At 68.7% G+C, this 15,596-nt stretch carries 10 protein-coding genes; 9 read left to right on the top strand and 1 reads right to left on the bottom strand.

All coding sequences use genetic code 11. From position 1 onward, the window contains the following. Nucleotides 1-135: 135 nt before the first annotated feature. The 6 genes from OX89_RS07495 to OX89_RS07470 all read left to right on the top strand — a co-directional run bounded on the left by OX89_RS07495 (nt 136) and on the right by OX89_RS07470 (nt 9,972). Nucleotides 136-2,445 (top strand): nitric-oxide reductase large subunit, encoded by a 2,310-nt coding sequence (locus OX89_RS07495; protein WP_047350137.1) that lies wholly within the window; start codon nt 136-138, stop codon nt 2,443-2,445. Nucleotides 2,446-2,519: 74 nt separating this feature from the next. After that, nucleotides 2,520-2,945 (top strand): hemerythrin domain-containing protein, encoded by a 426-nt coding sequence (locus OX89_RS07490; RefSeq protein ID WP_047350136.1) that lies wholly within the window; start codon nt 2,520-2,522, stop codon nt 2,943-2,945. Nucleotides 2,946-3,218: 273 nt separating this feature from the next. Continuing rightward, nucleotides 3,219-6,548 carry an EAL domain-containing protein gene (locus tag OX89_RS07485; protein WP_047350135.1) on the top strand — a complete coding sequence of 1,110 codons (3,330 nt, stop codon included), beginning with the start codon at nt 3,219-3,221 and terminating at the stop codon, nt 6,546-6,548. 295 nt (nt 6,549-6,843) lie between these two features. Then, entirely contained in the window at nt 6,844-8,871 is a 2,028-nt protein-coding gene (locus OX89_RS07480) for a ribonucleoside triphosphate reductase (protein WP_047350134.1), read from the top strand. Nucleotides 8,872-8,961: 90 nt separating this feature from the next. Continuing rightward, complete coding sequence (gene nrdD, locus OX89_RS07475; protein ID WP_047350133.1) at nt 8,962-9,141, top strand: anaerobic ribonucleoside-triphosphate reductase; 180 nt, start codon at nt 8,962-8,964, stop codon at nt 9,139-9,141. A 150-nt stretch (nt 9,142-9,291) separates the two neighbouring features. After that, on the top strand, nt 9,292-9,972 hold the full coding sequence (locus OX89_RS07470; protein WP_047350132.1) for an anaerobic ribonucleoside-triphosphate reductase activating protein: 681 nt from the start codon (nt 9,292-9,294) through the stop codon (nt 9,970-9,972). Here the strand turns inward: OX89_RS07470 and recQ are convergent, their stop codons facing one another. Then, nucleotides 9,973-11,844, bottom strand: coding sequence for a DNA helicase RecQ (gene recQ / locus OX89_RS07465; RefSeq protein ID WP_047350131.1), 1,872 nt, complete (start codon nt 11,842-11,844; stop codon nt 9,973-9,975). 163 nt (nt 11,845-12,007) lie between these two features. Here recQ and OX89_RS07460 point away from each other — a divergent pair, with 163 nt between their 5' ends. From OX89_RS07460 to OX89_RS07450, 3 genes are all read left to right on the top strand, one after another. Next, nucleotides 12,008-13,042 carry a homocysteine S-methyltransferase family protein gene (locus tag OX89_RS07460; protein ID WP_047350130.1) on the top strand — a complete coding sequence of 345 codons (1,035 nt, stop codon included), beginning with the start codon at nt 12,008-12,010 and terminating at the stop codon, nt 13,040-13,042. A 47-nt stretch (nt 13,043-13,089) separates the two neighbouring features. Beyond that, a complete protein-coding gene (locus tag OX89_RS07455) occupies nt 13,090-13,752 on the top strand; it encodes a hypothetical protein (RefSeq protein ID WP_047350129.1) in 663 nt (220 codons plus the stop codon). 152 nt (nt 13,753-13,904) lie between these two features. After that, complete coding sequence (locus OX89_RS07450) at nt 13,905-15,572, top strand: isovaleryl-CoA dehydrogenase (RefSeq protein ID WP_047350128.1); 1,668 nt, start codon at nt 13,905-13,907, stop codon at nt 15,570-15,572. Nucleotides 15,573-15,596 lie beyond the last annotated feature (24 nt).

Below are 15,596 nucleotides of genomic sequence, written 5' to 3'. Positions count from 1 at the left end.
CGACCATGCATCGTTACTCCCCCTCCCCCACGGTGTGCAGGGCCCGGCCCGCGCACCCTTGCGAGGGCGCAAGGAAAGTCCCCCCACCCTTCGCCCCGCTGCACCGCTTGATAAACACAATGACGGAGGCCCAACATGGGTAAGTACGCCAAGTATTGGTACACGCTGATAGGCGTGTTGATTGTCACCTTCAGCCTGCTGGGCTTCTACGGCGCAGAGGTCTACCGCACCGCGCCGCCGATCCCGGGGCAGGTGCTGGTGCAGGGCAGCGACAAGCCGCTCTACACCAAGGACGGCATCCTCGACGGCCAGACCGCCTGGCAGTCGGTGGGCGGCATGCAGCTCGGCTCCATCCTGGGCCACGGTGCCTACCAGGCGCCCGACTGGACGGCCGACTGGCTGCACCGCGAGCTGACAGCCTGGCTCGAACTGGCCGCGCAGAAGGACCATGGCAAGGCGTTTGCCGATCTGGACGTGGGCCAACAGGCAGTGCTGCGTGACCGGCTCAAGACCGAGTACCGCACCAACACCTACGACAAGGCCAAGGACACGATGGTGATCTCGCCGCTGCGCGCCGAGGCCATCGCCATGACCGCCCAGTACTACGACAAGCTGTTCAGCAACGACCCCTCGTTGCAGAAGACGCGCGAGAGCTACGCCATGAAGGAGAACACCCTGCCCAGCGCCGAGCGCCGCGCGCAGATGGCCGGCTTCTTCTTCTGGACCTCCTGGGCCGCCTCCACCGAGCGCTCCGCCGACCTGGGCGGCGGCAACGGCGCCACCTACACCAACAACTGGCCGCACGAGCCCCTGATCGGCAACCAGCCCACGGGCGAGAACATGGTCTGGTCGGTCATGAGCGTGGTCATCATGATGGCCGGCGTGGGTTTCCTGGTGTGGGGCTGGGCGTTCCTGCGCAAGCATGACGAGCAGGACCCCGTTCCTCCGGCCCATGACCCGCTCACGCGCGTGGCCCTGACGCCCTCGCAGCGCGCCCTGGGCAAGTACCTGTTCCTGGTCGTGGCGCTGTTCGTGTTCCAGGTGTTCATCGGCGGCTTCACCGCGCACTACACGCTCGAAGGCCAGACCTTCTACGGCATCGACCTCTCGCAGTGGTTCCCCTACGCGCTCACGCGCACCTGGCACATCCAGGCCGCGCTGTTCTGGATCGCCACGGGCTTCCTGGCCGCCGGCCTGTTCCTGGCCCCGGTGATCAACGGCGGCAAGGACCCCAAGTACCAGAAGCTCGGCGTGGACGTGCTGTTCTGGGCGCTGGTCGTGGTCTGCGTGGGCTCCTTCGTCGGCAACTACCTGGCCATCGCCCATGTCATGCCCCAGGAGTGGAGCTTCTGGCTGGGCCACCAGGGCTATGAGTACGTGGAACTGGGCCGCCTCTGGCAAACGGCCAAGTTCGCCGGCATCGCCTTCTGGCTGGTGCTGATGGCGCGCGCCATCTTCCCCGTGCTGCTGGCTCCCAACGGCCAGGACAAGAACCTGCTGGCGCTCCTGACCTGCTCGGTGGTGTGTATCGGCCTGTTCTACGGTACCGGCCTGTTCTACGGCGAGCGCACGCACATCTCGGTGATGGAGTACTGGCGCTGGTGGGTGGTGCACCTGTGGGTGGAAGGCTTCTTTGAAGTGTTCGCCACCACGGCACTGGCCTTCATCTTCTCGACCCTGGGCCTGGTGTCCTACCGCATGGCCACGGCCGCCAGCCTGGCCTCAGCGTCCCTCTTCATGCTGGGCGGCGTGCCCGGCACCTTCCACCACCTGTACTTCTCGGGCACCACCACTCCGGTGATGGCCGTGGGTGCCTCCTTCAGCGCGCTGGAAGTGGTGCCGCTGGTGGTGCTGGGCCATGAGGCCTGGGAACACTGGAGCCTGCAGCACAAGGCCCCATGGATGGCCAAGCTGCGCTGGCCGCTGATGTGCTTCGTCGCCGTGGCCTTCTGGAACATGCTGGGCGCCGGCGTCTTCGGCTTCATGATCAACCCGCCGATCTCGCTGTACTACATCCAGGGCCTGAACACTACGCCGGTGCATGCCCACGCCGCACTGTTCGGGGTCTATGGCTTCCTGGCCCTGGGCTTCACGCTGCTGATCCTGCGCTACGTGCGTCCGCAGATGCAGTTCAACGAACGCCTGATGAAGACAGGCTTCTGGTGGCTCAACGCCGGCCTGGTGCTGATGATTTCCACCAGCCTGCTGCCGATCGGCCTGTTCCAGTTCCACGCCAGCGTGACCCACGGCCTGTGGTACGCGCGCAGCGAGGAGTTCCTGCAGCAGCCGTTCCTGGAGACCCTGCGCTGGGTGCGCACCTTCGGTGACCTGGTGTTCATCACCGGCGCCCTGTGCGTGACCTGGCAGGTGGTGAGCGGCGTGCTGTTCGCCCCCCGCGCCCCGGCCGCCCCGAGCACCGGAGCCCTGGCAGGCGCCAACCGCTGACGCACCGCGGATACCGGGTGCGCCGCCCCGCGCGGCGCGCCCGGTCCCGCCCTCGGACCTTTTGAAGAACCGCCATGAACATCGACCGCTTCAAGCACGAGCACCGGGACATCCTGGGCCAGATCGCCACCCTGCGCCAGCTGGCACACAGCGGCGTGGAGCACAACGCGACGGCGATTGCGCAGGGCATCGTGGCCATGAGTTCCACCATCAAGCTGCACCTGGCCGTCGAGGACCGCCTGCTGTACCCCGCGCTGCGCCAGGGCGCCGACGCGGAACTGGCACGCCTGGGCGAACAGTTCCAGCGCGAGATGGGGGCGATTGCCGCGGCGTACATGGACTTCGCACGGCGCTGGAACACGCCGGAGCGCGTGCGCACCGACGCCGAGGGTTTCCGTGCAGATGCCAACACCGTGCTGCGCCATGTGTACGAACGCATGCAGCGGGAAAACCGCGACTTCTACCCGCGCATCGAGGCCGAGGAGGCCCTGGCGCATTAAGGCCCACTCTATTTTTCATAGCTGTAAGCGCTTACCTGTAGAGCGCTGCAGCTCGAAAACGTTTCCATCGGCAAGGCCTTAGGGGCACCTTGCTTTTCAGCCGGCCTTGTGCCGGCTTTTTTTGCGTCGCGCGGGCCCCTCCGCGGCTGCCGGCGGGCTTGTCGTTTTTGTGGGGCGATCGCCCGCACAATCACTGCCGTGATGTAACGTCTGCCTACATTTGCAGGGGTCCGCGTCCACGCGCCCCTGGCATCGACCACCACCACGCCGCACATGATGCACCCCGCCCACCGCCAGGAGTTCCGCCAGTCCCTCATCTGGTTCGCCGTGCTGCTGGTCAGCCTGTGGCTGTTGGAGACCCTGCCCGCGCCGGATGCCGCGCACGGCATGGCGGGCTACTTGCCGCTGCACACCGCGATGGAGGTCGTGTCCATCGGCGTGGCGGCAATGGTGTTCAGCATCAGTTGGGCCACGCAAAAGTACCGGCCCAATGGGCGGGTGCTGGTCCTCGGCCTGGGGCTGCTGGGCGTGGCGGTGCTGGACCTGACCCACAGCCTGTCCTACGCCGGCATGCCGGACTTCGTGACCCCCAGCGACCCGGAAAAGGCCATCAACTTCTGGCTGGCCGCGCGCGCGCTGGCGGCGCTGGCCCTGCTGTGGGCCGCGTTATGGCCCCACCGCTGGAATGAATGGCTGGGCCGCCGCTCGCGCTACGCGGGGCTGTTGTGGGTGGCGCTGCTGGTGGGCGCGGTGCACTACGTGCTGCTGGGGCATCCGCAGTGGCTGCCCCGCACCTTCACGCCCGAGGCAGGGCTCACGCCCTTCAAGGTCCGTTTCGAATACGCGCTGGCAACCGCGTACGTGCTGGCGGGGGTGGGCTTCCTCACGCAACTGCGCCATGCGCGCGAGTTCGGTCTGTCGCACCTGGCGCTGGCATCGTTCACCATGGCCATGAGCGAGATCTTCTTCACGCTCTACGCCAACGTGACCGATGTGTACAACGTCGCCGGCCACTTCTACAAGATCCTGGCCTATGGCTTCCTGTACCGCGGCCTGTTCGTGGAAACGGTGCAGATCCCGTACCTGGACCTGCGCGCCGCCGAGGCCCGGCAGCGGGCCACGCTGAACACGCTGCCCGACCTGCTGTTCGAGGTGGACCGCAAGGGGGTATACCTCGCGGTGCACGCCAACGAGACCAGCAAGCTCCTGACCCCGCTGCCCCAGTTGCTGGGAAAAACGCTGGACGAGGCGCTGCCGCCGGCGGCGGCCGCGCAGTGTTTCGAGGCACTGGCGGAGGCTGAACGCACGGGCATGAGCCGCGGCCAGCGCATCACGTTGCCGCTGCCCCTGGGCGAGCGGCATTTCGAGCTGTCCGTCTCCCGCAAATCCGCGGTCGCGGGCCAGCCCGACACCTTCCTGATGCTGTCGCGCGACATCACGCCCACCGTGGAGAACGAGGAGCGCATTCGCTCCGAGGCCGGCCTGAACGCCGTCCTGCTGGACCTGCAGCAGCACGACATCCACCAGCCCGAGGCAGACCTGCTGCGCCGCGGCCTGGCGCATGCCCAGACCCTGACCGGCAGCGCGCTGGCCGTGCTGTACTTCGTGCACGACGACGCCCGCGGCACCTCGCTGGCCGCCTGCTCGCACGAAAACGCCCCGCCCGACATGCCGCCGTGGGAAACCGCCCTGCGCGAACGCCGCGCCGTGGTGACGAACGCGCCGCACGATGCGGCGGCTGGGCGCGCACCGGGCGGCGCGACGGCCCGCTGGGCTTGCGTGCCCGTAGTGGAAGGCGGCAGGCCGCGCCTGCTGCTGGGCGTGGCCGGCAAGGCGCGGGACTATCACCCACGCGACGCACAGGCGCTGCAGACCGTGGCCGACGCCCTCTGGAAGCACACGGCCCAGCGCCGCCAGGAGGCCGTCATCCACCGCCTGTCGGAGGCGCTGGACCAGAGCCCCAGTCCGGTGGTCATCACCGACATCGACGCCAGCATCGTCTACGTCAACAAGGCCTTCAGCGAAGTCAGCGGCTACGGCGCACAAGAGGTGCTGGGCCGCAACCCGCGCGTGCTGCAGTCGGGACTGACGCCGCGGACCACCTATGCCGATATGTGGACCAAGCTGCCGCGCGGCCTGCCCTGGCAGGGCGAACTCATCAACCGCCGCAAGAACGGGCAGGTCTATACGGAAAACGCCTCGCTTTACCCCGTTCGCGACGTGTTCGGCGAAGTGACGCATTACGTCGCGCACATGGAGGACATCACGCAGCGGCGCGAGGCGGAGGAGCGCATCCGCGCCCTCTCCAACTACGACACGCTGACCGGCCTGCTCAACAAGAAAGCCTTCGACGAACAGTTGACGCAAGCCATCGACCGCGCCGACGCCAGCCACGAACGGGTGTCGGTGCTGTGGTTCGACCTGGACAACTTCAAGCTGGTGAACGAAACCCTGGGCCACGCGGCCGGTGACGAGTTGCTGTTGGAGATGGGCAACCGGCTGCGCGCCTGCCTGGCGCCGCACATTCCCGTGGCGCGCTATTCGGGCGACGCGTTCACGGCCATCGTGCCCCTGGCGGACCAGGCGGCGGTGGCGCTGCTGGCGCAGGATGCGCTGGCGCAGCTGCAGACCACACTGCAGATCCAAGGCCATGCCGTATCCGTCAGCGCGTCGGCCGGCATCGCCGTCTACCCCGACGACGCGCGCACCGCCAGCACCTTGGCGTCCGCCGCGGAAGTGGCGATGTACCGCGTCAAGCAGGACGGGCGCAACGGGCTGCGCTTCTTCGCACCCGAGATGCAGGCGCACACGCAGCGTTCGCTGGAGCTGGCCGCTGGCCTCAAGGACGCGGCGCACCGCGGCGAGCTGTTCCTGGTGTTCCAGCCCCAGCGCACGCTGGGCAGCGGCGCACTGGCAGGCGCCGAGGCCCTGCTGCGCTGGCGCCATCCGCGCTGGGGGCTGGTGTCTCCGGCCGAGTTCATCCCGATCGCCGAGCAAAGTGGCTCCATCGTGGCCATCGATTTCTGGGTGGTGGAGCAGGTGGCGCAGCAGTTGCGCGCCTGGGATGCCGCGGGCCTGCCGCCGCTGGTGGTGGCGGTGAACGTATCGGCTGCGCAGTTCGCGCGGCCGCACTTCGTCGAGGAGCTGGTGCGCATCCTGCAGCGCATGGACATTTCGCCCCAGCGCATCGAGGTGGAGTTGACCGAGGCCGTCGCGCTGAAAAACCCCGAACAGGCCGAGACCACCATCCGCCGCCTGCATGAGGTGGGCTTTCGCGTGGCGCTGGACGACTTCGGCACGGGCTATTCCTCCATGAGCTACCTCAAGCGCTACGCCATCGACAAGCTCAAGATCGACCAGTCCTTCGTGCGCAAACTCGCCCACCAGGCCAGCGACCAGGCCATCGTGACGGCCATCATCAAGATGGCCCACAGCCTGCGCATGGCCACCATTGCCGAAGGCGTGGAGACGGCCGAGCAGGCCGCGTTGCTGCAGGCCTGCGGCTGCGACGAAATGCAAGGCTACTGGTACAGCCGGCCGCTGGAGCCCGCCGCGTTCGAGGCCTTTGTGCGCAATGCGCAGGCTGGCGTCGAGTTGGCCTGACACGCGTCGCGCCGCACGCAACCCGGTTGCTACTGTTTTAATAGCTTCCAGCGCTTATCCCTCCAGCGCCAGAAGGCCAAAAGGCGTCAAACCCTCCACGGCGCCCCGATCCCCCGCCCAGCCTCTCGGGCGCGGGCCTGCTGCGGCCCCACCCCGTGGCGCGCGGGCCACAAGCCGCGCACCGCAGCCCCCCTCTGCACAGGCCCTTTTCTGCCCTGCGGTTTGTGCCTGATCAAACTACCTATAGTGTTTGATAGGTATTGTGAACACTATATGTAGTGTTTGAAGGGTTGCCATGACACCACCATCTCCGATCGTCGCCAGCCTGCCGCGCGACGTCATCCAACGCAACGGCGAGCGCACACCTTTCGATGCTGTGCGCATCCAGTCGGCCATCGCACGGGCCGGCCAGGCCACGGGCGAGTTCGGCGAGGACGAGGCCCGTCTGCTCACGGCGCAGGCCACCAAGGTGCTGATCCACCGCTTCCATGGCGAGGCACCGGCCATCGAGCAGATCCAGGACGTGGTGGAGCAGACGCTGATCGCCGCCAACCATCTGCAGACCGCGCGCGCCTACATGGCCTACCGCCAGCGCCACGCCACCCTGCGCGCCGACCGGCAGACGCTGGTGCATGTGGAAAGCTCCATCAACGAGTACCTCACGCGCGCCGATTGGCGTGTGAACGCCAACGCCAACCAGGGCTACTCGCTGGGCGGGCTGATCCTGAACGTGGCAGGCAAGGTGACGGCGAACTACTGGCTCTCGCACGTCTACGCACCCGAGATCGGCGAGGCGCACCGCAATGGCGACATCCACATCCACGACCTCGACATGCTCAGCGGCTACTGCGCGGGCTGGTCGCTGCGCACGCTGCTGCACGAGGGGCTGAACGGCGTGCCGGGCAAGGTGGAGGCGGGGCCCCCGAAGCACATGAGCTCCGCCGTGGGGCAGATCGTCAACTTCCTCGGCACGCTGCAGAACGAGTGGGCGGGTGCGCAGGCGTTTTCGTCCTTCGACACCTACATGGCGCCCTTCGTGCGCAAGGACGGCATGGACTACGCCGCCGTGCGCCAGTGCATCCAGGAGCTGGTCTACAACCTCAACGTGCCCTCGCGCTGGGGCACACAGACGCCGTTCACCAACCTCACCTTCGACTGGACCTGCCCCGAGGATCTGCGCGAGCAGGTGCCGGTGATCGGCGGCGTGGAGATGCCGTTTTGCTACGGCGAGCTGCAGGCCGAGATGGACGTCATCAACCGCGCCTACATCGACGTGATGACCACGGGCGATGCCAAGGGCCGCGTGTTCACCTTCCCCATCCCCACCTACAACATCACGCCCGATTTTCCGTGGGAGAGTGAGAACGCCGTCGCCCTGTTCGACATGACGGCCAAGTACGGCCTGCCGTACTTCCAGAACTTCATCAATTCCGAGCTGTCGCCCAACATGGTGCGCTCCATGTGCTGCCGGCTGCAGCTCGACCTGCGCGAGCTGCTCAAGCGCGGCAACGGCCTGTTCGGCAGCGCCGAGCAGACCGGCAGCCTGGGCGTGGTCACCGTCAACTGCGCACGCCTGGGCTATCTGCACGCGGGCGACGAGGCGGCCCTGCTGGCGGCGCTGGACCGCCTGCTGGAACTGGGCAAGCAGAGCCTGGAGGTCAAGCGCAAGCTCATCCAGCGCCTGATGGACCAGGGCCTGTTCCCGTACACCAAGCGCTACCTGGGCACGCTGCGCAACCACTTCAGCACGCTGGGCGTGAACGGCATCAACGAGATGGTGCGCAACTTCACCGGCGGCGCGCACGACATCACCAGCGACTGGGGTCACCAGTTCGCCCTGCGCCTGCTGGACCATGTGCGCGCGCGCATCGTGCAGTTCCAGGAAGAAACCGGCCACCTCTACAACCTGGAGGCCACGCCCGCCGAAGGCACCACCTACCGCTTTGCCAAAGAAGACAAGAAGCGCTGGCCCGCCATCCTGCAAGCCGGCACCGAGGCGCAGCCGTACTACACCAACTCGTCGCAGCTGCCCGTGGGCTTCACCGACGACCCGTTCGAGGCGCTGCAGCGGCAAGAGGCGCTGCAGGGCAAGTACACCGGCGGCACGGTGCTGCACCTGTACATGGGCGAGCGCATCTCCAGCGGCGCGGCCTGCCGCGAGCTGGTGAAACGGGCGCTCACCCACTTCCGCCTGCCCTACATCACCGTCACGCCCACCTTCTCCATCTGCCCCACGCACGGCTACCTGGCCGGCGAGCACAAGTTCTGCCCGCGCTGCGACGAGGAGCGCCTGGCCGCCAAGCGCGCGCGGCTGGCGGCGTGATTTGAATGAAATCAGCCTCTAGCGCTTATGCAACAAGCGCCAACAGCTATTGTTTTTGAAGTTCTTCCACCACCAACCAAGGAGTTTGTCATGACCCACTTTTCCGCCACCGAGAACACCGCCCTGGCCACCGCCATGCAGCTGACCGACGCCGAGCGCCAGCCCTGCGAGGTCTGGACGCGCGTCATGGGCTACCACCGCCCCGTAGCCAGCTTCAACACCGGCAAGCAGGGCGAACACAACGAACGCCAGTTCTTCAACGAGAAATGAGCAACCCCCTGTGGCGCTGCGCGCCTTCCCCCTTCTCTCGCCTCGCTGCGCGAGGCGGGAAGGGGGACGCCACCAGCGCGGCGGGGCGGCCCTTGCGCGGTGGCCCTGGCTTGGGTTGCGTCTCGGCATAGGCCGTGAGCCATAGACACCGTGAGCGAGCCGTCTGTATCCACTCCCCGCCTGCGCATTGGCGGGTTGACACCGCTGACCACCATCGACTTTCCCGGCAGGCTGGCCGCCGTGGTGTTCTGCCAGGGCTGCCCCTGGCGCTGCGGCTATTGCCACAACGCCGGGCTGCTGGACGCGGCCGCACCCGCGCCGCACCGCTGGAGCGAAGTGGAGCAACTGCTGCACACGCGCCGCGGCCTGCTGGACGGCGTGGTGTTCTCGGGCGGCGAGCCCACGCTGCAGGCCGCCCTGCCCGACGCCCTCGCGCGCGTACGCGCCCTGGGCTTTGCCACCGGCCTGCACACGGCCGGCATGTACCCCGAGCGGCTGCAGGCCCTGTTGCCGCTGCTGGACTGGGTGGGCCTGGACATCAAGGGGCCGCCGGCACATTACGACGCCATCACCCGCACGCCGGGCAGTGGCGACCGCGCCTGGGAGTCGCTGCGCTGCGTGCAGGCCAGCGGCGTGGACTACGAGTGCCGCACCACCTGGCACGCGGGACTGTTCGACACGGCGGCCCTGCAGGCGCTGGCCGAAGACCTGGCCGCACAAGGCGTGCGCCAATGGGTGCTGCAGGAATGCAGCACGCCCGCCAGCGTGCCCTGGGCCCGGACGGCGCCGCCCACGCAGTGGCCGCTGCCCACCAGCCTGCGGTGCGCCTGATCAGCCGGCCGCGGCCCCGGCGCCGCACACCCGCAGCACTTCGGCGCCGTACGCCTCCAGCTTTTTCGCACCCATGCCGCTGATGCCCTGCAGATCCTCTAGCGTGGACGGGTTGCGCTCGGCAATGGCGGCCAGCGTGGCGTCGTGGAAGATCACGTAGGCCGGCAGGTTGTGCTCGCGCGCCACCTCGGCGCGCCAGGCCTTAAGGTTGATGAAACGCACCTGGGCATCCTGTCCCAGGTTGGCCGCTGCCACCGGCGGGGCGCTGCCGCGGCGCGGCTTCTTGGGCCCGGCTGCGGCCGTGGCCTCGCGCAGCAGCACGCTCTGCTCGCCACGCAGCACGGGACGCGAACCCTCGGTCAGCGCCAGCGTGTCAAAGCTGTGGCCGCCCTCGGTCGTGACCTTGTGCAGCCCCACGGCGCCGGCGGCCAGCAACTGGCGCAGCACGCCGCGCAGCTGCGCTTCGGAATACTGTGCGCCCAGGCCGAAGGTGGAGAGTTTTTCATGGCCGAACTGCTGGACCTTGTCCGTGGCCTTGCCGCGCAGGATGTCCATGATGTGGCCCGTGCCGAAGGTCAGGCCGCTGGCCTCGTGCACGCGGTAGATGGTGGACAGGAGCTTGCGCGCGGCATCCGTGCCGTCCCACACGGCCGGCGGATTCAGGCAGTTGTCGCAATTGCCGCAGGGTTCGGACGCCTCGCCGAAGTAGCCCAGCAGCCGCACGCGCCGGCAGTCCGTGGCCTCGGCCAGGGCCAGCAGCGCATCCAGCTTGCCGCGCATCACGGCCTTGAACTCTTCGCCCGCGGGGCTCTCGTCGATCATGCGGCGCTGGTTCACCACGTCCTGCAGGCCGTAGGCCATCCAGGCGTCGGCGGGCAGACCGTCGCGGCCCGCGCGGCCCGTCTCCTGGTAGTAGCCCTCAATGTTCTTGGGCATGTCCACATGGGCGACAAAGCGCACGTCGGGCTTGTCGATGCCCATGCCGAAGGCGATGGTGGCCACCATCACGATGCCGTCCTCGCGCAGGAAGCGGTCCTGGTTCTGCTGGCGCACCTCGGCGGGCAGGCCCGCGTGGTAGGGCAGCGCCGTCAGGCCCGCATCGCACAGCGCCTGGGCCAGTTCCTCCACGCGCTTGCGGGACTGGCAATAGACCACGCCGGCCTCGCCCAGGTGCTCGCGGTCGATGAAGCGCATGAGCTGCGTGAGCGGCTCCTTCTTTTCCTCGATGCGGTAGCGGATGTTGGGCCGGTCGAAGCTGCTGACGAACTGCCGCGCCTGCTGCAGCCGCAGGCCCTGCACGATGTCCTCGCGCGTGACCGCGTCGGCCGTGGCCGTGAGGGCGATGCGCGGCACGCCCGCATAGCGCTCGTGCAGCACCGCGAGCTGGCGGTACTCGGGCCGGAAGTCGTGGCCCCACTGGCTCACGCAGTGCGCCTCGTCGATGGCGAACAGCCCCAGTTGCCCGCGCGCATGCAGACCGTCCAGCAGCGTGAGAAAGCGGTCGGTGGTCACGCGCTCGGGCGCGGCGTACAGCAGCGTGATCTCGCCGCGCGCCAGGCGCCGCTCCACGTCCTGCGTCTGCTGCCAGTCCAGCGTGGAGTTGAGGAAGGCTGCCTCCACGCCCGCCTCGTGCAGCGCGCCCACCTGGTCGTGCATCAGCGCGATCAGCGGCGACACCACGATGGTCACGCCCTGGCCCTGCCGCTGGCGCACGATGGCAGGCACCTGGTAGCACAGGCTCTTGCCGCCGCCCGTGGGCATGAGCACCAGCGCGTCGCCGCCGGCGATCACGTGGTCGATGATGGCCTGCTGCGGGCCACGGAACTGCTCGTAGCCAAAGACGTCGTGCAGGACGAAATGCGCGGGGGACAAACCGGTGGACTCTCTTTTTGATAGCTGTCAGCGCTTATTGGATAAGCGCCAAAGGCACTTTTGGCCTATAAAACGCGGCCATGCGGAGGGCCCCACCATGGCGCAAAGCCCGTTATTGTGCGCCCGCCACCGCGGGCGGCGCCGGCTTCCTACAATCGGCCCCATGACCCTGCCCCACTACACCCGCGCGCAAGCGCTGCCCGCCATCCTGGAACAACGCATCGCCATCCTCGACGGCGCCATGGGCACGATGATCCAGCGCTTCAAGCTGACCGAGGCGCAGTACCGGGGCGAGCGCTTCAAGGACTTTGCGCGCGACGTGAAGGGCAATAACGAGCTGCTGAGCCTCACGCGCCCCGACGTGATCCGCGACATCCATGAAGGGTATCTCGCGGCCGGCGCCGACCTGATCGAGACCAACACCTTCGGCGCGACCTCGATCGCGCAGGACGACTATGGGCTAGCCGAGCTGGCCTACGAGATGAACCTGGAGAGCGCCAAGCTCGCGCGCGCGGCCTGCGACAAATTCAGCACGCCCGACAAGCCGCGCTTCGTCGCCGGTGCCCTCGGCCCCACGCCCAAGACCGCCAGCATCAGCCCCGACGTGAACGACCCCGGCGCGCGCAACATCACCTTCGAGCAGTTGCGCGCGGCCTACCTGGAGCAGACCCTGGCGCTCATCGAGGGGGGTGCCGACGTGATCCTGGTCGAGACCATCTTCGACACCCTCAACGCCAAGGCCGCGCTGTTCGCCGTGGACGAGGCCTTCGAGCAGACCGGCCAGGTGCTGCCGATCATGATCAGCGGCACCGTCACCGACGCCTCGGGCCGCATCCTGAGCGGCCAGACCGTGACCGCTTTCTGGCACAGCGTGCGCCATGCGCACCCGCTGTCGGTGGGCCTGAACTGCGCACTGGGCGCCACGCTGATGCGCCCCTACATCCAGGAACTGGCCAAGGCCGCGCCAGACACCTTCATCAGCTGCTACCCCAACGCGGGCCTGCCCAACCCGATGAGCGACACGGGCTTCGACGAGACGCCCGAGGTCACCAGCCGCCTGGTGCACGAATTCGCCGCCGAGGGCCTGGTCAACATCGTGGGCGGCTGCTGCGGCACCACGCCGGACCACATCGGCGCCATTGCGCGCGCCGTGGCGCCGGTGGGTACGCGCCGGCTGTTCCAGACCGAAGCCGCCTAGAGCGCCCGCCGCATGCGCCCAGCCACCGACTGAGAGGACCCGGCGACATGCAACCTAGCCCCCGCACTTCTTTCCCGGCAACTCCCCGCCGGGCCACCGCCACGCTGGCCCTGTGCGTGGCCGCGTGCCTTGCCGTCACCGGCTGCGCCACGCCACCCCCGCCCCCGGTGGCGCCCGACCCCGCCCTCGATGCGCGCGCCCGTTACGACGCCGACCTGCAGGACTGCCGCGACCGCGCGCAGCAGGTGGGCGTGCTCAGCGAGACGCTGGACGCCGTGGTCCAGGGCGCGCTGGTGGCGGCGTTTCTCGCCTGGGGACTCGGGCGCAGCGACACCGGCGTGCGCGACTGGGCTCTCACGGGCGGCGCACTCGCGGGCGGCTCGCAGGGACTGCAGGCGCTGGAGCGGCGGCGCCAGCTGGTCGCGCACTGCATGGCCGTGCGGGGCCACCGCATCAGCCCGCTGGCAGTGGCCGGGCCGCAGCCGGGCGCGGCGCCGTCCGTGCCCGTGGCACCGGAGGCGCCCCCGCGGCCAACGGGCGCCGATGCCTACAGCGCCGAGCGCCTGGCACGCGAGCAAGCCTGCCATGCCCAGCCCGTGGCCGCGCTCGCCGCCAAGGGGCCGGGCTTTGAGACCTACAGCGTGCCGTGCAGCAACGGCGACGCGCTGGCGATCCGCTGCGAGTTCGGCAACTGCCGCGTGCTGCGCTGAGAGAACTCCTGTTTTCATAGCTGTTCGCGCTTGCCAGTTGGGCGCTATGGGCCTATTTGGCTTTGAACGTCGCCCTCTTCCGCGCTCACCCTCTTACCCGGACGGCGCAAGGCTCCTAGACTGGTCCCACGACAACACGGAGGCCACGCACCATGGACTGGACCACCCACCAGGTCTTCAACCAATACCCCGAGCTGAGCGACTACCACCCGCTGGCCACCGACGCAGCGCTGTGCGAGGCGCTGGAGCGTGCGGGCGCCGGCTGGGCGCACCCGGCGCTCGACGCCTACGCCGCACGGCTGGGCATGGCCGAGACCTACGCCCTGGCCGAGCAGGCCAACCGCCACACGCCGCAGTTGCAGCGCTTTGACACGCGCGGGCAGCGCATCGACGCGCTGGAGTTCCACCCCGCGTGGCACCAGCTCCTGGCGCTGTACCGCGGCGAGGGGCTGATCTCCCGGCCCTTCCAGGACGAGCGACCGGGCCGCTGGGCCGCATGGGCGGCGGGCTTTTACCTGCACGGCCAGGTGGAACAGGGCACGCTGTGCCCCGCCACGATGACGCAGGCCGCCATCCCGCTGCTGCGCAAGGAGCCCGCGCTGTGGCAGTCGCTGCAGTCCCGGCTCTACAGCACCGCCTACGACCCGCGCGACCTGCCCGTGGCGGACAAGGCCAGCATCTGGCTGGGCATGGGCATGACCGAGAAGCAGGGCGGGTCGGACGTGCGCGCCAACACCACCGTGGCGACACCCATCGGCACGGGCGGGCGCGGCGGCGAATACCGGCTGCGCGGACACAAGTGGTTCTTCTCGGCGCCGCAGTGCGACGCGCACCTGGTGGTGGCGCGCACCGGCGAGGGCGGCCAATCATCTTCCAACCTGGCCTGCTTCTACGTGCCGCGCTGGCGCCCGGACGGCAGCCGCAACGCCGTGCGCGTGCAGCGCCTGAAGGACAAGGTGGGCAACCGCAGCAACGCCAGCAGCGAGGTGGAGTTCGAGGACGCCTGGGGCCTGCTCATGGGCGAGGAAGGCCGGGGCATCCCCACCATCATCGAGATGGCCAGCTACACGCGCCTGAACTGCGTGGTGGGCAGCGCCGCCATCCTGCGCCAGGCCACCGTGCAGGCCATCCATTACGCGCGCCGGCGCCACGCCTTCGGCAAGGCCCTGGCCGAGCAGCCGTTGATGCGCGCCGTGCTGGCCGACCTGGCGCTGGAGAGCGAGGCCGCGCTGCACCTGGCCATGCGACTGGCCCAGGCGTACGAGGACGACGGCACGCCCGCCCAGCGTGCCTGGAAGCGCGTGATGACGCCGGCCGCCAAGTTCTGGGTCTGCAAGCGCGCGGTGGAGCTGACCGGCGAGGCCATGGAGGTGCTGGGCGGTAATGGCTATGTGGAGGACGGCGTGATGGCGCGCCTGTTCCGCGAGGCGCCCGTCAACTCCATCTGGGAAGGCTCGGGCAACGTGATGTGCCTGGACGTGCTGCGCGCCCTGCAGCGCGAGCCCGAAGCAGCACACGCTTTGCTGACCGAGCTGCACGCCGCGGCGCAGGGCGAGCCGCGCATTGCCGCTGCCGCGCGCGAGCTGCAGGCCCTGTTGGCCACACCGGCTGAGCAGTTGGAAGGCCTGGGCCGCGTGCTGACCCAGCGCCTGGTGCTGCTGGCCCAGGCCTGCCTGCTGCGCCAGCAGGCCCCCGCGGCCGTGGCCGATGCGTTCGTCGCCACGCGGCTGGCGGACAGCGGGGCCGGCCGCGTGGCGGGCGCCATCGACACGCGCGGCCTGGATGTGGCGGCGGTTCTGGCGCGCGCGTTTCCGGGATAGTGGACGGGGCCTTCAGAGAAAAAC

It is taken from the genome of Diaphorobacter sp. J5-51 (assembly GCF_001023515.1).
Classification (GTDB): Bacteria; Pseudomonadota; Gammaproteobacteria; order Burkholderiales; family Burkholderiaceae_C; genus Diaphorobacter; species Diaphorobacter nitroreducens.
This window is presented reverse-complemented; position numbering and strand designations above follow the sequence as displayed.